Source organism: Xanthomonas sp. AM6, from assembly GCF_025665335.1.
GTDB lineage: Bacteria > Pseudomonadota > Gammaproteobacteria > Xanthomonadales > Xanthomonadaceae > Xanthomonas_A.
Genome location: NZ_CP106869.1, coordinates 2790552 through 2808527, shown reverse-complemented (window position 1 = coordinate 2808527; position 17976 = coordinate 2790552). Strand labels below are relative to the sequence as shown.

The following is a 17976-nucleotide window of genomic DNA, read 5'->3' as shown; positions in this document are numbered from 1 at the left end:
GCTGCGCTAGCCTGGCTCTGGAAAAACCGCGACGGCATCCCCATTGTCGTTGCAGCCACACACAGGAGTACGCCATGAACGTTCGCAAGCTGTTGACCCTGGCCGCGCTGGTCGCCGCCGCCGTGGCCGTCCCGGTGGCGATGGCCCAGGCGCAGAGCGCCGATCCGGCCACCTCCGGCGCCGCCGCCTACGAGGCGCAGGTCGCCAAGGAAAAGGCCGAGGCCGACGCCAAGGCCAAGCGCCGCGCCGCCGCGGCCGCCGAGCACAAGGCCGGCAAGGACGCGGCTGCGCCGAAGAAAGAGGAAGAAGAGGAAGCGCGCAAGCCCTGATCGCGCACCCTGTTTCGCCTTGCGACGCCCCGGTTGCCGCCGGGGCGTCTTTCTTTTGTGCGGTCGATCGGCCCGAAAGCGCTTGGGCAAATCGGCTTCACCCGTTAAACTATGGCTTTCCGGGAGGCCTTAGAGCCATGACCCCCCTGATCTTCGTTACCGGCGGCGTAGTGTCCTCGCTTGGCAAGGGCATCGCGGCCGCTTCGCTTGCGTCCATCCTCGAAGCACGTGGCCTGTCGGTCACGATGATGAAGCTGGACCCCTACATCAACGTCGACCCGGGCACGATGAGCCCGTTCCAGCACGGCGAGGTGTACGTCACCGACGACGGCGCCGAGACCGACCTGGACCTGGGCCACTACGAGCGCTTCGTGCGCACCCGCCTGTCGCGCAAGAATTCGGTCACCACCGGCCGCATCTACGAGAACGTGATCCGCAAGGAGCGCCGCGGCGATTACCTTGGCGCCACCGTGCAGGTGATCCCGCACATCACCGACGAGATCCGCCGCTGCGTCGACGAGGCCACCGCCGGCTTCGACGTGGCCCTGGTGGAGATCGGCGGCACCGTCGGCGACATCGAGTCGCTGCCGTTCCTGGAGGCGATCCGCCAGGTGCGCACCGAGCGCGGCGCGGAGCGGGCGATGTTCATGCACCTGACCCTGGTGCCGTACATCGCCGCCGCCGGCGAACTGAAGACCAAGCCGACCCAGCACTCGGTCAAGGAACTGCGCTCGATCGGCATCCAGCCGGACGTGCTGCTGTGCCGCTCGGAGAAGGCGATCCCGGATTCGGAGCGGCGCAAGATCGCGCTGTTCACCAACGTCTCCGAGCGCGCGGTGATCAGCGCCGCCGACATCGACGTGCTCTACGGCATGCCGCTGGAACTGCACCGCCAGGGCCTGGACGAGATCGTGATCGACCAGTTCAAGCTGCGCGACAAGGTCGGCCCGGCCAACCTGTCCGAGTGGGAAGCGGTGGTCGACGCCACCAAGCATCCGCTCGACGAGGTCACCATCGCCGTGGTCGGCAAGTACGTGGACCACCAGGACGCGTACAAGTCGGTCGGCGAGGCGCTCAAGCACGGCGGCCTGCGCCAGCGCACCAAGGTCACCCTGAAGTGGCTGGAGGCGCAGGAACTGGAAGGCAGCGACCTGTCGGCGCTGGCCGACGTCGACGGCATCCTGGTGCCCGGCGGCTTCGGCGACCGCGGCTTCGAAGGCAAGGTGCTGACCTCGCGCTATGCGCGCGAGCACGGCGTGCCGTATTTCGGCATCTGCTACGGCATGCAGGCGGCGGTGGTCGACTATGCGCGCCACGTCGCCGGCCTGGACGGCGCCAACAGCACCGAGAACGACCGCCAATCGCCGCATCCGGTGATCGGCCTGATCACCGAGTGGCGCACCGCCACCGGCGACGTGGAGAAGCGCGACGAGAAGTCCGACCTCGGCGGCACCATGCGCCTGGGCCTGCAGGAGCAGCGGCTCAAGCCGGGCACGCTGGCGCGCGAGCTGTACGCCAAGGACGTGGTGGCCGAGCGCCACCGCCACCGCTACGAGTTCAACAACCGCTACCGCACCCAGCTGGAGGACGCCGGCCTGGTGGTCTCGGCCAAGTCGATGGACGACACGCTGGTGGAGATGGTCGAGCTGCCGCGCGAGACCCATCCGTGGTTCCTGGCCTGCCAGGCGCACCCGGAGTTCCTGTCCACCCCGCGCGACGGCCACCCGCTGTTCGTCGGCTTCGTGCGCGCCGCGCGCGAGCGCAAGGCCGGCGGCAAGCTGTTGAAAGAGGCGCGCGCCTAGTTCCTTCCCCCGTCGGGACCATGGCCCCCTTTTCGGGGGAAGGTGCCCCGCAGGGGCGGATGCGGGTACGGGCGCGGCCTCGCGCAGCCGATTTGCATGAAGCTGCGCCCGAACCCTCACCCCAACCCCTCTCTCCCACGGGACTTCCTTTGGTCGCCGGTGGGAGAGGGGCTTAAGCTTCGCCCGTACCCTCACACCAACCCTTCCCCAGGCGGGAGAAGGGCTTAACCAATAGGTGATGCGATGAAACTGTGTGGCTTCGAAGTCGGCCTGGACCAGCCGTTGTTCCTGATCGCCGGCCCGTGCGTGATCGAGTCGATGCAACTCCAGTTGGATGTCGCCGGCAAGCTCAAGGAGATCACCGGCAGGCTGGGGATCAACTTCATCTTCAAGTCGAGCTTCGACAAGGCCAACCGCACCTCCGGCACCAGCTTCCGCGGCCCCGGCCTGGAAGAAGGGCTGAAGGTGCTGGAAGCGGTGAAGAAGCAGGTCGGCGTGCCGGTGCTGACCGACGTGCACGAATACACGCCGATGAATGAAGTCGCTGCGGTGGTCGACGTGCTGCAGACGCCGGCGTTCCTGGTGCGCCAGACCGACTTCATCAGGAACGTCTGCGCCGCCGGCAAGCCGGTCAACATCAAGAAGGGCCAGTTCCTCGCGCCGTGGGACATGAAGCCGGTGGTGGACAAGGCCAAGTCGACCGGCAACGAGCAGATCATGGTCTGCGAGCGCGGCGCCAGCTTCGGCTACAACAACCTGGTCAGCGACATGCGCTCGCTCAGCGTCATGCGCGACACCGGCTGCCCGGTGGTGTTCGACGCCACTCATTCGGTGCAGCTGCCGGGCGGGCAGGGCAGCACCTCCGGCGGCCAGCGCGAATTCGTACCGGTGCTGGCGCGCGCCGCGGTGGCGGTGGGCATCTCCGGCCTGTTCGCCGAGACCCATCCGGATCCGTCCAAGGCGTTGTCCGACGGTCCCAACGCCTGGCCGCTGGACCGCATGGAAGAGCTGCTCGAAACGCTGATGGAACTGGACGCAGTGACCAAGAAGCACGGGTTCGCGCGCTTCGCATGAGTTCCGACCCATGGGCGTTGGCGGCGTCGCGCCGGCAGCGCCGGCACTGGCGCCATTGGCCCTGGGGCTGGATGGCGTTGGCCCTGTCGATCGGTGCCTGGGCCTGCCTGGCCGTCATGGCCTTCCTGGTCGCCGCCAGCATCGGCATGCCGGGCGACGGCAGCCAGGCGATGCAGGCCACGCGGATCCCGATGCTGGTCACGCTGGTGGTGGCCGCGCTGCTGACGGCGGGGTGCCTCATCGCCAGCCCGGCGGCGTTCTGGCTGGGTCGCCAACCTGTCGCAGCGGCCATCGCGCTCACGCTGCTGCTGGTGTTGGCGCTTCTGTTTGGCGTGTCGCTGCTGGGCTTGAGGGCCTAGTAGCGCACTGGCCGGCCCGGCGCGCGTCTCAGCCCCGTGCGATTTGGCAATGGGCCGGCGTGCGGCGATAATCCGGCAGCTTGTTTCCGGTGTACTTTCCCCCTTACTGGTAACCGATCGGACCTATGACCACTATCGCCAAGATCCACGCCCGCGAGATCCTCGATTCCCGCGGCAATCCCACGCTCGAAGCGGAAGTCACGCTGGCCGACGGCTCGCTGGGCCGCGCCGCGGTGCCGTCGGGTGCGTCCACCGGTACCAAGGAGGCGGTCGAACTGCGCGATGGCGACAAGACCCGTTACCTGGGCAAGGGCGTGCGCAAGGCGGTGGAGAACGTCAACACCACCATCGCCACCGCGCTGCAGGGCTTCGATGGGGCCGACCAGCAGGGCCTGGACCGCCGCCTGATCGACCTGGACGGCACCGAGAACAAGGGCCGCCTGGGCGCCAACGCGCTGCTCGGCGTGTCGCTGGCCAACGCGCACGCGGTCGCCGCTTCGCGCAAGCAGGCGCTGTGGCAGTACCTGGCTGGTGGCAACACCGCCAACGTGGCGCTGCCGGTGCCGATGATGAACATCATCAACGGCGGCGCGCATGCCGACAACAACGTCGACTTCCAGGAATTCATGGTGCTGCCGGTCGGCGCCGCCTCGTTCTCCGAGGCGCTGCGCGCCGGCACCGAGATCTTCCACGCGCTCAAGGCGGTGCTGAAGGGCCATGGCCTGTCCACCGCGGTCGGCGACGAAGGCGGCTTCGCGCCGGACTTCCGCAGCAACGTGGAAGCGCTGGACACCATCCTCGAGGCGATCGGCAAGGCCGGCTACACCGCCGGCGAAGACGTGCTGCTGGGCCTGGACGTGGCCTCCAGCGAGTTCTACGACAACGGCAAGTACCACCTGGTGGGCGAGGGCAAGCGCCTGACCAGCGAGCAGTTCGTCGACTTCCTCGCCGACTGGTCCGCGCAGTACCCGATCGTCAGCATCGAGGACGGCCTGGCCGAGGACGACTGGGCCGGCTGGAAGCTGCTGACCGAGCGCCTCGGCAGCAAGGTGCAGCTGGTCGGCGACGACCTGTTCGTGACCAACCCGAAGATCTTCAGGCAGGGCATCGAGTCCGGCACCGCCAACGCGATCCTGATCAAGGTCAACCAGATCGGCACCCTGACCGAGACCCTGGAAGCGATCGCGATGGCCGACGCCGCCGGCTACGCGGCGATCGTCTCGCACCGTTCCGGCGAGACCGAGGACACCACCATCGCCGACATCGCCGTGGCCACCACCGCCACCCAGATCAAGACCGGCTCGCTGTGCCGCAGCGACCGCGTGGCCAAGTACAACCAGCTGCTGCGGATCGAGGAAGCGCTGGGCAGCGGCGCGCGCTACGCGGGGCGCGACGCATTCGTCTCGCTCAAGCGGTAGGCCGTGCGCAACTGGCGCTGGCTGCTGCTGGTGCTGGCGGGGCTGCTGGCGTGGCTGCAGTACCGTTTCTGGCTCGGTCCGGGCAATTCCGGCGAGGTCCTGGTGCTCGAGAGCCAGGTCGAGCACCAGAAACGCGATAACGAAGGCCTGCGCCAACGCAATGCCGCACTCGCCGCCGAGGTCAAGGATCTCAAGGATGGCGAGGCGGCGATCGAGGAGCGCGCGCGCAGCGAGTTGGGCATGATCAAACCGGGCGAGAAGTTCTACCGTGTCGTCGAGGATGCGCCGGTGCCAAGCGCACCGGCCGCCGATGGCGCCGTAGCGCCGGCGCAGGCGCCGGCTGCGCCGAGCGAGCAACCCTGATGGCCACGGTCTGGGCCGTGGTCCCGGCCGCCGGCCGCGGCGCCCGCTTCGGCAGCGCGGTGCCCAAGCAGTACCTGCAGGCGGGCGGGCGGCCATTGATCGCGCACGCGCTGGAGGCCTTGCTGGCGCATCCGGCGGTGGCCGGGGCGATGGTCGCGCTCGGCGCCGACGATGCGCAGTGGCCGGGCTGGAACGAAGTGGCCGGCAAGCCGGTGCTGACCTGCATCGGCGGCGCCAGCCGCGCCGGCTCGGTGCTGGCGGCGCTGGACGCCCTGCCCGAGTCGGTCAAGGGCGACGACTTCGTGCTGGTGCACGACGCGGCGCGGCCGAACCTGGCGCTGGCCGACCTGGACCGGTTGCTGGAGACCGGCCGCGGCGATCCGGTCGGCGCGATCCTGGCCGCGCCGGTGCGCGACACGCTCAAGCGCGCCGGCGACGACGGCGGCATCGACGCCACCGAGCCGCGCGAGCGGCTGTGGCGCGCGCTGACCCCGCAGCTGTTCCGGCGCCTGCAGCTGACCCGCGCCCTGGAACAGGCCGCGGCCGCCGGCGTCGAGGTCACCGACGATGCGATGGCGATGGAGCTGCTGGGCCTGCGGCCGCTGCTGGTGGAAGGCGCCGAGGACAACTTCAAGGTCACCACCCCGGCCGACCTGATGCGCTTCGAGTTCGAGCTGTACCTGCGCGCGCGGCAGCCGTGAACCGGCCGCCGCGCGCTGCCGGCGCTGCGGCGTCGCAGCGCGGATGCCTTTCCTTTTTTCCTTTGCGATCCTTCGATGCCCATGCCTGACTTCCCCCCCTTCCGCATCGGCCAGGGCTACGACGTGCACGCCTTCGGCGACGGCGACCACGTGATGCTCGGCGGCGTGCGCGTGCCGCACGAGCGCGGCGTGCTGGCGCACAGCGACGGCGACGTGGTGATCCATGCGCTGTGCGACGCGCTGCTCGGCGCGCTGGCGCTGGGCGACATCGGCCAGCATTTCCCGCCGTCGGACCCGCGCTGGAAGGGCGCCGACAGCGCGCAGTTCCTGCTCCATTGCGCGCAGCTGCTGCGCGAGCGCGGCTGGCAGCTCGGCAACGCCGACGTCACCGTGATCTGCGAGCGGCCCAAGGTCGGCCCGCACGCGCCGGCGATGCGCGAACGCCTGGCCGCGTTGCTGCAGATCGACATCGACCGGGTCAGCGTCAAGGCCACCACCAGCGAGAAGCTGGGCTTCACCGGCCGTGGCGAAGGCATCGCGGCGCAGGCGGCGGTGCTGCTGGTGGCACTGTGAGCGACCTGCCGCGCGCGTTCGGCGCCGCGCCGTTGCAGGCGCGCATGCGCAGCGTGGCCGAAGACTTCCAGGTCGACGAACTGCCCGCGTTCGAGCCCAGCGGCGAAGGCGAGCACCTGCTGCTGACCGTGCGCAAGCGCGGCATGAACACCGCCTTCGCCGCGCGCCGCCTGGCGCAATGGGCCGGCGTGGCGGAGATGGCGATCGGCTACGCCGGCATGAAGGACCGGCACGCGGTCACCACCCAGCGCTTCTCGGTGCACCTGCCCAAGCGCGTGGCGCCGGCGCTGGAAGCCTTGCACAGCGACGACCTGCAGGTGATCCAGGCGCAGTGGCACAACCGCAAGCTGCCGCGTGGCGCGCTGGCCGGCAACGGCTTCGTGCTGGTGTTGCGCGAGGTGCGCGGCGAGCGCGCCGCGATCGAGGCGCGGCTGGCGCAGATCGCCGCGCGCGGCATCCCCAACTGGTTCGGCGAGCAGCGCTTCGGCCGCGACGGCGGCAACGTCGGCGCCGCGCTGGCGATGTTCGACGGGCGCCGGGTCCGGCGCGAGCAGCGCTCGCTGCTGCTGTCGGCGGCGCGTTCGGAACTGTTCAACCGGGTCCTGGCCGCGCGCGTGGCCGCGGGCAACTGGGACGCCGCGCTGGACGGCGAGGTGTGGCTGCTCGACGGCAGCCGCAGCGTGTTCGGCCCCGAGCCGTGGTCCGCGGCGCTGGCCGAGCGCTTGCAGCGCTTCGACATCCATCCCTCGGCGCCGTTGTGGGGCGCCGGCGAGCTGCGCAGCGCCGCGGCGGCGCGCGCGCTGGAACTGGCGGCGCTGGACGATGCGACCTCGGCGCGCCTGCGCGAAGGCCTGGAGCGCGAAGGCCTGAAGCAGGAGCGGCGCGCCACCCGCCTGCGCGCAGGAGCGCTGCAATGGCGCTGGCTGGACGGGCAAGGCGATGCGCTGGAACTGCGTTTCGCGCTGCCGCCGGGCAGCTACGCCACCGCGTTGCTGCACGAACTGGGCGAGGTCGCCGACGCGGGGCAGGGCGCGCAGGCCGAGCCGGCGGCGCAGGAATAGCGCGCGCGGCGCCGCCTCAGCGCCGCGCCAGCAGCACCAGCATCGCCCCGGTGCCGCCCTGCGTGGGCGGCGCCGAATGGAACGCCAGCACGTCGTTGCGCTGGCGCAGCAGGCGGTCGACCAGGTTCTTCAGCATCGGGATGCCGCCGGACTGCAGGCCCTTGCCGTGCACGATGCGCACGCAGCCGAACTCGTGCGCGTGCGCCTCGGCGATGAACTGGCGCAGCAGCGCCTCGGCCTGCGTCGCGTTGGCGCCGTGCAGGTCCAGTTCGTCCTGCGCGGAGAACTGGCCGCGGCGCAGGCGCTGGAACACGCGCGCCGGCACGGTCTCGCGGCGGTAGCTGGCCACGTCGCCGGCCTCCAGCGGCGAGGCGTCGCGCAACAGGCGCTGGAACTCGCTCTGCGCCTCGGCATCGTCGCGCTCGGCCATGCGCGCGCGCGGCTTCGGCCGCGGCTTGGCGTTGGCCGGCGGCGTCGCGTTGATCGGCGTGACCGCGCCGATCGCCGCGCGAAACAGGGCGGCGGGATCTTCGTCTTCGGGCTGCGACATGCGCACAGCCTAACCTGCCGACGCCGTCACGCAAGCGCGCTGTCAGCGACCTGGAAGGATGCATCCGGTATCATGCCGGGGTTTCCGAGGAGCACCATGCGCGTACTGGTTTCTAACGACGACGGCGTCGACGCCCCCGGCATCCGCATGCTGGCCGAGCAATTGCGCGGCGCCGGCCACGAAGTGACCGTGGTCGCGCCCGATCGCGACCGTTCCGGCGCCAGCAATTCGCTGACCCTGGACCTGCCGATCCGGCTCAAGCGCCTGGACCCGCACACCTTCAGCGTCGCCGGCACGCCGACCGACTGCGTGCACCTGGCGCTGACCGGCATGCTCGAAGCGGAGCCGGACATCGTGGTCTCCGGGATCAACAACGCGGCCAACCTGGGCGACGACGTGATCTATTCGGGCACCGTGTCGGCGGCGATGGAAGGCCGCTTCCTCGGCCTGCCGGCGGTGGCGATGTCGCTGGTCAGCCACAACCACGAGCCCAAGCACTTCCAGACCGCCGCGCGCGCCGCGGTGGAGATCGTGGCGCGGCTGAAGGCCGATCCGCTGCCGGCGGACACCATCCTCAACGTCAACGTGCCGGACCTGCCGTGGGGCGAGATCAAGGGCTTCGAGGTCACCCGGCTCGGCAACCGCCACCGCTCCGAGCCGTGCCTGCCGCAGCCGGACCCGCGCGGCGGCACCGTGTACTGGATCGGCCCGGCCGGCCGCGAGCAGGACGCCGGCCCCGGCACCGATTTCCACGCGGTGCGCACCGGCTTCATCTCGATCACCCCGATCCAGGTCGACCTGACCCGCTACCAGGCGTTGGAGACGGTCGCCAGCTGGGTCGGCGGCCTCACCGCCGCGCTGGACGCCCCGGCATGACCCCGCGGCTGCGCCTGCAACCGGAAGCGATCGGCATCGGCATGACCTCGCAGCGCGTGCGCGACCGCCTGGTCGAGCGCCTGCGCGAATCGGGCATCGGCGACGAGACCGTGCTCAACGCGGTGCGCACCGTGCCGCGGCACCTGTTCATCGACGAGGCGCTGGCCTCGCGCGCCTACGAGGACACCGCGCTGCCGATCGGCCACGGCCAGACCATTTCGCAGCCGTGGGTGGTGGCGCGGATGACCGAGACCGTGCTCGAGGCGGCGCCGAAGAAGGTGCTGGAAGTGGGCACCGGGTCCGGTTACCAGGCCGCGATCCTGGCCGCGCTGGGGCTGGAGGTCTATACCGTGGAGCGCATCGGCGACCTGCTGCGGCAGGCGCGCAAGCGCTTGCGCCAGCTCGGCATGAACGTGCGCAGCAAGCACGACGACGGCCGCATCGGCTGGGCCGAGCACGGCCCCTACGATGCGATCGTGGTCACCGCCGCGGCGCCGGCGCTGGTCGATGCGCTGGTCGCGCAGCTGGCGCCGGGCGGCTGCCTGGTCGCGCCGGTCGGCGGCCCTTCGTCGCAATCGCTGGTGCGCCTGCGCCGCGACGCCGACGGCCGGATCGAACAGGACATCCTGGCGCCGGTGACCTTCGTCCCGCTGCTGTCGGGCATGCTGGATTGAATCACCTTGCATTGAATCACCGGAGCTGCGCTGGATGAAGATATTCGGGCCGTTGTACGAACGCGCCATCGCCTGGTCGCGCCACCGCCGCGCACCGACCTTCCTGACCGGGCTCAGCTTCGCCGAGGCGATCGTGTTCCCGGTGCCGCCGGAAGTGATGCTGGCGCCGATGTCGCTGGCGCAGCCGCGGCGGGCGCTATGGTTCGCCACGCTGAGCCTGATGGGCTCGCTGGCCGGCGCGCTGGTCGGCTACATGCTCGGCCACTTCGCCTTCGCCGCGGTGCAGCCGCTGATCGAATGGCTGGGCTGGACGCAGAAGATCGACGCGCAGGTGACCCATCTGCGCGAGGTGGTCGCGCAGTCGCCGTGGCGCGCGTTCTGGCTGCTGGTGCTGGCCGGTTTCACCCCGATCCCGCTGAAGATATTTACCTGGGCCTCAGGCATCGTGGGAATCCCGCTGCTACCGTTCCTGGCGAGCATGCTGGTCGGCCGCGGCAAGCGCGTGTATCTGGTGGCCGGCGCGATCCGCCTGGGCGGTCCGCGCGCGGAAGCCGCGTTGCGCCGCTGGATCGAACCGCTCGGTTGGGTCGCGATGGCGATCCTGGCGCTGCTGGTGGTGTGGGTCCTATGGAGAGCGAAGTACGGATGAGCGTCGATCGGGTGGTGCGTAACGGCCTGCGTTGCAGCGTGTGGTTGCTGGTGGCGGCGGGACTGGGCGCATGCAGCAGCGCCACCGTGGTGCGTACGTCCGGCGCGCCCGGCAAGTCCGGTGCCGCCGCGGCGCCGCGCCCGTCGGTGCCCAAGCCCGGGGTCAGCGTCAGCGTGCGCCGCGGCGACACGCTGTACGCGATCGCCCGCGTCAACAACATCAGCCCGCAGGACCTGGCGGCCTGGAACCGCCTGCCGCCGCCGTACACGATCTACCCTGGGCAGTCGTTGAAGCTGTATCCGCCCGGCGGCGGCGCGGTGGCGACGCGGCCTGGTTCGAGCGCGGCACCGGTGTCGCCGGCCCCGTCCGCCGGCGCGGCGGCGCGACCGCCGGCCGCCGCGGCGCCGACCCCGGTCAGCAGCGGCTTCAGCTGGCGCTGGCCGGCCGAGGGCGCGGTGGTCAGCCGCTTCGTCGCCGGCGAGACCACCAAGCAGGGCGTGGACATCGCCGGCAGCAGCGGCCAGGCGGTGCGCGCGGCCGCCGACGGCGTGGTGGTGTACTCCGGCGCCGGCCTGGTCGGCTACGGCGAACTGATCATCATCAAGCACAACGAACAGTGGCTGTCGGCCTACGGCCACAACCGCAAGCGCCTGGTCAACGAGGGCCAGAACGTGAAGGCCGGCGAACAGATCGCCGAGATGGGCCGCAGCGGCGCCGCGCGCGACATGCTGCACTTCGAGATCCGCTATAACGGCAAACCGGTCGATCCGCTGCTGTACCTGCCCAGCAAGTAACCGGCGCGTCATCGCTCGGGCGGATCCCCGGCCCGGCCCAGCGCGCCGGGCGCTCAGCGGCGCGCGGTCCGATGGACCGCAAGCGGCGCCGCTTCGCCCGCTACAACGGCAAACCGGTCGATCCGCTGCTGTACCTGCCCAGCAAGTAACCGGCACGTCATCGCTCGGGCGGATCCCCGGCCCGGCGCAGCGCGCCGGGCGCTCAGCGGCGCGCGGTCCGGTGGACCGCAGGCGGCGCCGCTTCGCCCGCTACAACGGCAAACCGGTCGATCCGCGCCGTACCTGCCGCCGAAACAAGCCGGTGTTCATTGCGCGGCCGGATCCGCGGCGAAGCGCGTAGCCGTTGCCGGCTTTTGCTGTTGTAGGAGCGGCTTCAGCCGCGACCGCGCATTCCCTGTGATGGCCGGTCGCGGCTGAAGCCGCTCCTACAAGGAAGCGTGGCCGGTGAACTCGTGGATCAGGCGCCGCGCCGTGCGGCGTCAAGCTCAGCCTTCGAGCAGGAACCCGACCGCCACGCGCCGGCCTTCGGCGGCCAGCACGTTGTAGGTGCGCGCGGCGGCGGCGTTGTTCATCACTTCGATGCCGATGCCGCGGGTCAGGAACAGCGCCAGCGCCGCGGCGGGCGGGAACACCTGGCGCTCGCCGGTGCCCAGGATCACCAGCGCCGGGTTCAGTTCCAGCAGCGGCTGCAGTTGCTGCGGCTGCAGTTCGGCCGCGGCCGGCGCGTCCCACTGCTCGATGAGGGTGTCCGGGGCGAGGATGAAGCTGCGGGTGAGCAGGCGGTCGTTCACCTTCGCCTGGCGGCCGTCGGCCATGCGCAGGGTGTAGGCGTAGTCGGGCAGGTCCTGGGTCAGCTGCATGGGGTCACCGGGGCGCGATTAGCCGCGCGGCAGCACGATCTGGCGGTCTTCCTTGGCCGGGCGGTACAGGATCGCGGTATGGCCGATCCTTTGCACCAGCACGCTGTGCGATTGCGCGACCAGGCTGGCGATGGCCGCGTCGCGGGCCTCGCGGTCGTCGCCGCCGACCTTCACCTTGACCAGTTCGTGGCGCTCCAGCACCTCGTCCAGTTCGGCCAAAAAGGCCGGCGTGACGCCCTTGCCGCCGATCTGCAACAGGGGTTTGAGGTCGTGCGCCAGGCCGCGCAGGAAGCGGTTCTGGGACGGGGTCAGGCTGATCGACATGCAGGCGGGAACGGGGTTGCCAAGGGCGATCAGGGTATCATGGCCGTCCACCACGACCGCGATCCCATGGCAACCCGCAGCAAAAGCAGCCAACGCTGGCTCCGCGAACATTTCGCCGATCCCTTCGTCAAGAAGGCCCAGGCCGAAGGCATGCGTTCGCGTGCCGCCTACAAGCTGGAAGAGTTGCTGCAGCGCGACAAGCTGCTCAAGCCGGACATGGTGGTGGTCGATCTGGGCGCCGCGCCGGGCGGCTGGTCGCAGCAGGTGCGCAAGTCGCTGGGCGAGCGCGGGCGGGTGCTGGCGCTGGACATCCTGGAGATGCCGCCGCTGGCCGGCGTGGAGTTCCTTCACGGCGACTTCAGGGAGGAGGAGGTGCTATCGCAGTTCGAGGCGATGCTGGGCGGCAGCCCGGTAGACCTTGTGCTGTCGGATATGGCCCCCAATAAAAGCGGCATGGATGCGGTGGACCAGCCGCGGATGATGCATCTGGCCGAATTGGCGATGGCGTTCGCCGATACCCACCTCAAGCCGGGCGGGGCGTTCCTGATCAAGCTGTTCCAGGGCGTCGGGTCCGACGACTACATTCGCGAGATGCGCCGCCGCTATGAAAAGGTGTCCATCCGCAAACCGGCCGCATCGCGCAAGCGTTCGCCGGAGGTCTATGCCCTCGGGCAGGGCAAGCGCGCCCAGATCAAGTAAGCTGAACCCGTCGCATCACGCATCGAGAAAGAGTTGAAGGGACACCGGAGCCAATGAGGATGAACGACTTGACCAAGAATCTGTTGCTGTGGGTAGTCGTCGCCGTCGTGCTGATGGTGGTGTTCCAGAGCTTCTCGCCACGCCTGGCCGGCGGCGCCGGCAGCGACACCGTCACCTACACCCAGTTCCTGAAGGAAGTGGACGCCGGGCGGGTGAAGTCGGTCGACTTCACCGACGACACCGGGCTGTCGGTGACCGCGATCCGCTTCAAGCGCACCGACAGCAGCGAGAGCACGGTCTACGGGCCGCGCGACGACAAGCTGGTCGACGTGCTGTACAGCAAGAACGTGGAGATGACCCGGCAGAAGCCGGCCAATGGCCCGAGCTTCTGGTCGCTGGTGCTGAATTTCCTGCCGGTCATCCTGATCATCGGCTTCTGGCTGTTCATCATGCGCCAGATGCAGGGCGGCGGCGGCGGCGCCAAGGGCGCGATGTCGTTCGGCAAGTCGCGCGCCAAGCTGCAGGGCGAGGACCAGATCAAGATCACCTTCGCCGACGTCGCCGGTTGCGACGAGGCCAAGGAGGAAGTGGGCGAGCTGGTCGACTTCCTGCGCGACCCGACCAAGTTCACCAAGCTCGGCGGCAAGATCCCGCGCGGCGTGCTGATGGTCGGCCCGCCCGGCACCGGCAAGACGCTGCTGGCCAAGGCCATCGCCGGCGAGGCCAAGGTGCCGTTCTTCAGCATTTCCGGTTCGGACTTCGTCGAGATGTTCGTCGGCGTCGGCGCCAGCCGCGTGCGCGACATGTTCGAGCAGGCCAAGAAGCACGCGCCGTGCATCATCTTCATCGACGAGATCGATGCGGTCGGCCGCCACCGCGGTGCCGGCCTGGGCGGCGGCCACGACGAGCGCGAGCAGACCCTGAACCAGTTGCTGGTGGAGATGGACGGGTTCGAGGGCGGCGAGGGCGTGATCGTGATCGCCGCGACCAACCGTCCGGACGTGCTCGACCCGGCGCTGCTGCGCCCGGGCCGTTTCGACCGCCAGGTGGTGGTCGGCCTGCCGGACGTGCGCGGCCGCGAGCAGATCCTGAAGGTGCACATGCGCAAGCTGCCGCTGGCCGACGACGTCGAGCCGATGGTGATCGCGCGCGGCACCCCGGGCTTCTCCGGCGCCGACCTGGCCAACCTGTGCAACGAGGCGGCGCTGTTCGCGGCGCGCGAAACGGTCAAGGAGGTCCGCATGGACCACTTCGACCGCGCCCGCGACAAGATCCTGATGGGCGCCGAGCGCCGCTCGATGGCGATGAGCGAGGAAGAGAAGACGCTGACCGCCTACCACGAGGCCGGGCATGCGATCGTCGGCCGCGTGGTGCCGGAGCACGATCCGGTCTACAAGGTCACGATCATCCCGCGCGGGCGTGCGCTGGGCGTGACCATGTACCTGCCCGAAGGGGACAAGTACTCGATGAACCGCGTCGCGATCGAGTCGCAGCTGTGCTCGCTGTACGGCGGCCGCGTCGCCGAAGAGCTGATCTTCGGCACCGACAAGGTCACCACCGGCGCCTCCAACGACATCGAGCGCGCGACCAAGATGGCGCGCAACATGGTCACCAAGTGGGGCCTGTCCGACGAGCTGGGGCCGATCGCCTACGGCGAGGAGGACGACGAGGTGTTCCTGGGCCGTTCGGTCACCCAGCACAAGAGCGTGTCCGACGACACCGCGCGGCGCATCGACGAAGTGGTGCGTTCGATCCTCGACAAGGCCTATGCGAAGACCACGCAGATCCTGACCGAGAACCTGGACAAGCTGCACGTCATGGCCAACCTGCTGCTGGAATACGAGACCATCGACGTGCCGCAGATCGACGCGATCATGGAAGGCCGCGATCCGCCGCCGCCGATGGGCTGGGGCAAGTCCGGCAAGGACGGCGGCAACGACAAGGGCAATTCGCGGCCGCTGCCGCCGATCGCCGGGCCGGCCGAGCAGTTGTAAGCGCGCAGCCGGGTCTGTCGGAAAAGCCAGGGAGCGATCCCTGGCTTTTTTGTTGCCTGCGCGGCTGCATCCGGCGGCATCGGCGATCGCGTCAGGTACCTGGTGCCGCGGGGCGGCCGCACGTCGGCTTTCCATGAGCGGAGACATGGCATGGGCACAAATGCCGGGGCATGCGAATGCCTGCTGGCGGTGAAGCCTGGCCAGCCCCGGTTCGTCTGCGCTGCCGGCAGGCGACGCGCGCGTCGGTCTGACGGTCGTGGCGAATGCCGGGCGGATCAGGTCGCTGCTGCGCGCTGATGCGCACCGTTCGTATCCGTGCCGACGCAGCGCGCGTTCTGCCGCCCGCTTCGCGCCATCCGCCCTGGCGCTGCGCTGCTGTTCCGGCTGCATCGTCCGGGCCGGCGCTGCGCCTGCGGCGGACGCATGCGCCCGTCGTCGCTTGCGCTCCGACTGCGCGACAATAGCGCTCCAATCACCATCAGCGGCCGCCCATGCCATCGTCCCTCCGTCCGCCGTCGGTGGCGAACGCCGCCATCGCGACGACGCCTCGTACCGTCTTGGCAGTCGCACCGACCCGCATCCGCAACGCGCCCGCGCGCCGCGGCAACGACCAGGAGATCCACTGATGTTCGACACCTCGCCGAGCCTGGACTGCGGCGGACGCCGCCTGCTGCTGGACCGTCCGCGGGTGATGGGCATCGTCAACGTCACCCCCGATTCGTTTTCCGACGGCGGCGCGCACGCGACGCTGGAGGCGGCGGTGGCGCATGGCCTGCGCCTGGCGGAGGAGGGCGCGGACCTGCTCGACATCGGCGGCGAATCGACCCGCCCCGGCGCCACGCCGGTGCCGGTGGAGGAAGAGCTGCGACGGGTCATCCCGGTGATCGAACGGCTTGCCGCGCAGACCGCGCTGCCGCTGAGCGTGGACACGTTCAAGCCGGAGGTGATGCGGGCGGCGGTCGCCGCCGGCGCCGGCATGATCAACGACATCCAGGCCCTGCGCCGGCCCGGCGCGCTGGACGCGGCCGCGGAACTGCGCGTGCCGGTGGTGCTGATGCACATGCCCGAGGATGCCTACGCCGCCGGCAGCGCGCCGCACTACGACGACGTGGTCGGCGAGGTGCACCGGTTCCTGGCCGAACGCATCTTCGCCGCGGAGATGGCCGGCATCGACAAACGCCGCCTGCTGGTCGATCCGGGCTTCGGCTTCGGCAAGGGCACCGCCGACAACCTGCAATTGCTGGCGCAACTGCAGCGCCTGGTCGAACTCGGCGTGCCGGTCATGGCCGGGCTGTCGCGCAAGCGCAGCATCGGCGAGCTGACCGGGCGCAGCGCGCCGGAGCAGCGCGTGGCCGGCTCGGTCGCCGCGCACCTGCTGGCGGCGCAACGCGGCGCGCTGCTGCTGCGCGTGCACGACGTCGCCGCCACGGTGGACGCGCTGAAGGTCTGGCAGGCGCTGGCGGGGGTGCCGCTGCCGCGCAGCGGCGCCACGCCGGCCGCGGTCCGCTGGCCGGACGAGGATTGATGGCGGCCGACCGGCGCCCGCGCGCGATCGCGCTGATGGGGCCGACCGCGTCCGGCAAGACCGCCGCGGCGATCGCCCTGGCCGAACGCTACGGCGGCGAGATCGTCAGCGTCGATTCGGCGCTGGTGTACCGCGGCTTGGACATCGGCGCGGCCAAGCCCGATGCGCAGCAGCTGGCGCGGGTGCCGCACCATCTGCTGGACCTGCGCGACCCGTGGCAGACCTATTCGGCCGCCGACTTCGCGGTCGACGCGCGGGCCGCGCTGGACGCGATCGTCGCCGGCGGCCGCCTGCCGATCCTGGCAGGCGGCACCGGGCTGTATTTCCAGGCGCTGCTGGAAGGGCTGGCGCCGATGCCGCCGGCCGATCCGCAACTGCGCGCGGCGCTGGCCGCGCGCGCGCAGGACGAAGGCTGGGCGGCGCTGCACGCGCAGCTGCAGCAGGTCGATCCGCTGGCCGCGCGCCGGATCCGGCCCGGCGATGCGCAGCGCATCCAGCGCGCCTTGGAGGTGTTCCAGCTCACCGGCCGCCCGATCAGCGAGTGGCAGGCGCAGCCCGGACCGCCGCGGCTGCCGCTGCGGGTGCTGAAGCTGGTGCTGGCGCCGGCCGAGCGCGCGCTGCTGCACCGGCGCATCGAACTGCGCCTGAACGCGATGCTGGCGCAGGGTTTCCTCGACGAGGTGCGTGCGCTGCGCGCGCTGCCGGCGATGCGCCAGGTGGCGCAGCCGCTGGAGCTGCCGGCGGTGCGCGCGGTCGGCTACCGCCAGGCCTGGGAGCATCTGGACGGCGCCAGCGACGCGGCGACGTTCCGCGAGCGCGCGATCTTCGCCACCCGCCAGCTGGCCAAGCGCCAGCTGACCTGGCTGCGCGGCGAGCTGGACGCGCGCTGGTTCGACCCCGGCCGCGACGGCGCGCGGCTGGAGGGCGCGGTGGCGGACTTTCTTGGCTGATTTGGCTACCTGCCGCGCTGTGCTTGCGCCCGCGGTTGTGTAACATCGACGGTCCGGGCCACGGCAGGGGAGCTGCAGTGCCGACCCGGGCACATAAAAACTATAAACGGGAGTGAAGCATGTCCAAGGGGCAATCCTTGCAGGATCCTTTCCTGAACGCGCTGCGTCGCGAACGGGTGCCGGTGTCGGTGTACCTGGTCAATGGCATCAAGCTGCAGGGTACCATCGAGTCCTTCGACCAATTCGTGGTGCTGTTGCGCAACACCGTGAGCCAGATGGTCTACAAACATGCCATTTCCACCGTGGTGCCCGCGCGCAACGTGCGCGTCGGGCCAGGCGGCGGCTATGTGCAGCAGAGCGAGGGTGGCAGTGCGGGCGATGACGAAGCCGAGTAGGACGCA

The 17976-nt window shown here is 70.3% G+C and carries 21 protein-coding genes; 18 read left to right on the top strand and 3 right to left on the bottom strand.

Annotation, left to right across the window (positions count from 1 at the left end; all coding sequences use genetic code 11):
- The first annotated feature begins 74 nt into the window (after positions 1-74).
- The 9 genes from OCJ37_RS11790 to truD all read left to right on the top strand — a co-directional run bounded on the left by OCJ37_RS11790 (position 75) and on the right by truD (position 7680).
- Positions 75-329 (top strand): hypothetical protein, encoded by a 255-nt coding sequence (locus OCJ37_RS11790; RefSeq protein WP_206228451.1) that lies wholly within the window; start codon positions 75-77, stop codon positions 327-329.
- 137 nt (positions 330-466) lie between these two features.
- A complete protein-coding gene (locus OCJ37_RS11785) occupies positions 467-2131 on the top strand; it encodes a CTP synthase (RefSeq protein WP_263109616.1) in 1665 nt (554 codons plus the stop codon).
- A 243-nt stretch (positions 2132-2374) separates the two neighbouring features.
- Positions 2375-3205, top strand: coding sequence for a 3-deoxy-8-phosphooctulonate synthase (kdsA, locus tag OCJ37_RS11780; protein WP_263109614.1), 831 nt, complete (start codon positions 2375-2377; stop codon positions 3203-3205).
- Positions 3206-3321: 116 nt separating this feature from the next.
- Entirely contained in the window at positions 3322-3564 is a 243-nt protein-coding gene (locus tag OCJ37_RS11775) for a hypothetical protein (RefSeq protein ID WP_317633233.1), read from the top strand.
- Between the two features lie 125 nt (positions 3565-3689).
- On the top strand, positions 3690-4982 hold the full coding sequence (gene eno / locus OCJ37_RS11770) for a phosphopyruvate hydratase (RefSeq protein ID WP_263109610.1): 1293 nt from the start codon (positions 3690-3692) through the stop codon (positions 4980-4982).
- Positions 4983-4985: 3 nt separating this feature from the next.
- Entirely contained in the window at positions 4986-5345 is a 360-nt protein-coding gene (gene ftsB / locus OCJ37_RS11765) for a cell division protein FtsB (RefSeq protein ID WP_263109609.1), read from the top strand.
- Positions 5342-6046, top strand: coding sequence for a 2-C-methyl-D-erythritol 4-phosphate cytidylyltransferase (gene ispD, locus OCJ37_RS11760; protein ID WP_263113667.1), 705 nt, complete (start codon positions 5342-5344; stop codon positions 6044-6046). The genes ftsB and ispD overlap by 4 nt, the downstream gene beginning before the upstream one ends.
- An 81-nt stretch (positions 6047-6127) precedes the next feature.
- Positions 6128-6619, top strand: a complete 492-nt coding sequence (gene ispF / locus OCJ37_RS11755; protein ID WP_263109608.1) for a 2-C-methyl-D-erythritol 2,4-cyclodiphosphate synthase — start codon at positions 6128-6130, stop codon at positions 6617-6619.
- The gene (gene truD, locus OCJ37_RS11750) at positions 6616-7680 is read left to right on the top strand and encodes a tRNA pseudouridine(13) synthase TruD (protein WP_263109606.1); all 1065 of its coding nucleotides are present in this window, start codon (positions 6616-6618) and stop codon (positions 7678-7680) included. The genes ispF and truD overlap by 4 nt, the downstream gene beginning before the upstream one ends.
- Before the next feature lie 16 nt (positions 7681-7696).
- On the opposite strand, the gene OCJ37_RS11745 is transcribed toward truD, so the two are convergent.
- A complete protein-coding gene (locus tag OCJ37_RS11745; RefSeq protein WP_263109604.1) occupies positions 7697-8230 on the bottom strand; it encodes a Smr/MutS family protein in 534 nt (177 codons plus the stop codon).
- Between the two features lie 96 nt (positions 8231-8326).
- On the opposite strand from OCJ37_RS11745, the gene surE reads away from it, so the two are divergent.
- The 4 genes from surE to OCJ37_RS11725 are packed head-to-tail and all read left to right on the top strand — an operon-like array spanning position 8327 to position 11223.
- Positions 8327-9106: a 5'/3'-nucleotidase SurE gene (gene surE / locus OCJ37_RS11740; RefSeq protein WP_263109603.1), complete on the top strand. Its 780-nt coding sequence runs from the start codon at positions 8327-8329 to the stop codon at positions 9104-9106.
- Positions 9103-9780, top strand: coding sequence for a protein-L-isoaspartate(D-aspartate) O-methyltransferase (locus OCJ37_RS11735; protein WP_263109601.1), 678 nt, complete (start codon positions 9103-9105; stop codon positions 9778-9780). The genes surE and OCJ37_RS11735 overlap by 4 nt, the downstream gene beginning before the upstream one ends.
- Positions 9781-9814: 34 nt before the next feature.
- On the top strand, positions 9815-10429 hold the full coding sequence (locus OCJ37_RS11730; protein WP_263109600.1) for a YqaA family protein: 615 nt from the start codon (positions 9815-9817) through the stop codon (positions 10427-10429).
- Entirely contained in the window at positions 10408-11223 is an 816-nt protein-coding gene (locus OCJ37_RS11725; RefSeq protein WP_263109598.1) for a peptidoglycan DD-metalloendopeptidase family protein, read from the top strand. Before OCJ37_RS11730 ends, OCJ37_RS11725 begins: the two co-directional genes overlap by 22 nt.
- A 485-nt stretch (positions 11224-11708) precedes the next feature.
- On the opposite strand, the gene OCJ37_RS11720 is transcribed toward OCJ37_RS11725, so the two are convergent.
- Positions 11709-12083, bottom strand: coding sequence for an Mth938-like domain-containing protein (locus OCJ37_RS11720; RefSeq protein ID WP_263109597.1), 375 nt, complete (start codon positions 12081-12083; stop codon positions 11709-11711).
- A gap of 18 nt (positions 12084-12101) precedes the next feature.
- On the bottom strand, positions 12102-12407 hold the full coding sequence (gene yhbY, locus OCJ37_RS11715; RefSeq protein WP_263109596.1) for a ribosome assembly RNA-binding protein YhbY: 306 nt from the start codon (positions 12405-12407) through the stop codon (positions 12102-12104).
- 66 nt (positions 12408-12473) lie between these two features.
- Here yhbY and rlmE point away from each other — a divergent pair, with 66 nt between their 5' ends.
- From rlmE to hfq, 5 genes are all read left to right on the top strand, one after another.
- Positions 12474-13106: a 23S rRNA (uridine(2552)-2'-O)-methyltransferase RlmE gene (rlmE, locus tag OCJ37_RS11710; protein WP_263113666.1), complete on the top strand. Its 633-nt coding sequence runs from the start codon at positions 12474-12476 to the stop codon at positions 13104-13106.
- Positions 13107-13165: 59 nt separating this feature from the next.
- Entirely contained in the window at positions 13166-15100 is a 1935-nt protein-coding gene (gene ftsH, locus OCJ37_RS11705) for an ATP-dependent zinc metalloprotease FtsH (RefSeq protein WP_263109594.1), read from the top strand.
- Between the two features lie 625 nt (positions 15101-15725).
- On the top strand, positions 15726-16625 hold the full coding sequence (gene folP / locus OCJ37_RS11700; protein WP_263109593.1) for a dihydropteroate synthase: 900 nt from the start codon (positions 15726-15728) through the stop codon (positions 16623-16625).
- The gene (miaA, locus tag OCJ37_RS11695; RefSeq protein ID WP_263109592.1) at positions 16625-17575 is read left to right on the top strand and encodes a tRNA (adenosine(37)-N6)-dimethylallyltransferase MiaA; all 951 of its coding nucleotides are present in this window, start codon (positions 16625-16627) and stop codon (positions 17573-17575) included. Before folP ends, miaA begins: the two co-directional genes overlap by 1 nt.
- Positions 17576-17694: 119 nt before the next feature.
- Entirely contained in the window at positions 17695-17970 is a 276-nt protein-coding gene (gene hfq / locus OCJ37_RS11690) for an RNA chaperone Hfq (protein WP_263109591.1), read from the top strand.
- The last annotated feature ends 6 nt before the right edge of the window (positions 17971-17976 follow it).

Coding starts and splice junctions, on each gene's coding strand:
- OCJ37_RS11790 (WP_206228451.1), top strand. CDS start 75: ATGAACGTTCGCAAGCTGTTGACCCTGGCCGCGCTGGTCGCCGCCGCC.
- OCJ37_RS11785 (WP_263109616.1), top strand. CDS start 467: ATGACCCCCCTGATCTTCGTTACCGGCGGCGTAGTGTCCTCGCTTGGC.
- kdsA (WP_263109614.1), top strand. CDS start 2,375: ATGAAACTGTGTGGCTTCGAAGTCGGCCTGGACCAGCCGTTGTTCCTG.
- OCJ37_RS11775 (WP_317633233.1), top strand. CDS start 3,322: ATGGCCTTCCTGGTCGCCGCCAGCATCGGCATGCCGGGCGACGGCAGC.
- eno (WP_263109610.1), top strand. CDS start 3,690: ATGACCACTATCGCCAAGATCCACGCCCGCGAGATCCTCGATTCCCGC.
- ispF (WP_263109608.1), top strand. CDS start 6,128: ATGCCTGACTTCCCCCCCTTCCGCATCGGCCAGGGCTACGACGTGCAC.
- OCJ37_RS11745 (WP_263109604.1), bottom strand. CDS start 8,230: ATGTCGCAGCCCGAAGACGAAGATCCCGCCGCCCTGTTTCGCGCGGCG.
- surE (WP_263109603.1), top strand. CDS start 8,327: ATGCGCGTACTGGTTTCTAACGACGACGGCGTCGACGCCCCCGGCATC.
- OCJ37_RS11735 (WP_263109601.1), top strand. CDS start 9,103: ATGACCCCGCGGCTGCGCCTGCAACCGGAAGCGATCGGCATCGGCATG.
- OCJ37_RS11730 (WP_263109600.1), top strand. CDS start 9,815: ATGAAGATATTCGGGCCGTTGTACGAACGCGCCATCGCCTGGTCGCGC.
- OCJ37_RS11725 (WP_263109598.1), top strand. CDS start 10,408: ATGGAGAGCGAAGTACGGATGAGCGTCGATCGGGTGGTGCGTAACGGC.
- OCJ37_RS11720 (WP_263109597.1), bottom strand. CDS start 12,083: ATGCAGCTGACCCAGGACCTGCCCGACTACGCCTACACCCTGCGCATG.
- yhbY (WP_263109596.1), bottom strand. CDS start 12,407: ATGTCGATCAGCCTGACCCCGTCCCAGAACCGCTTCCTGCGCGGCCTG.
- rlmE (WP_263113666.1), top strand. CDS start 12,474: ATGGCAACCCGCAGCAAAAGCAGCCAACGCTGGCTCCGCGAACATTTC.
- ftsH (WP_263109594.1), top strand. CDS start 13,166: ATGAACGACTTGACCAAGAATCTGTTGCTGTGGGTAGTCGTCGCCGTC.
- folP (WP_263109593.1), top strand. CDS start 15,726: ATGTTCGACACCTCGCCGAGCCTGGACTGCGGCGGACGCCGCCTGCTG.
- miaA (WP_263109592.1), top strand. CDS start 16,625: ATGGCGGCCGACCGGCGCCCGCGCGCGATCGCGCTGATGGGGCCGACC.
- hfq (WP_263109591.1), top strand. CDS start 17,695: ATGTCCAAGGGGCAATCCTTGCAGGATCCTTTCCTGAACGCGCTGCGT.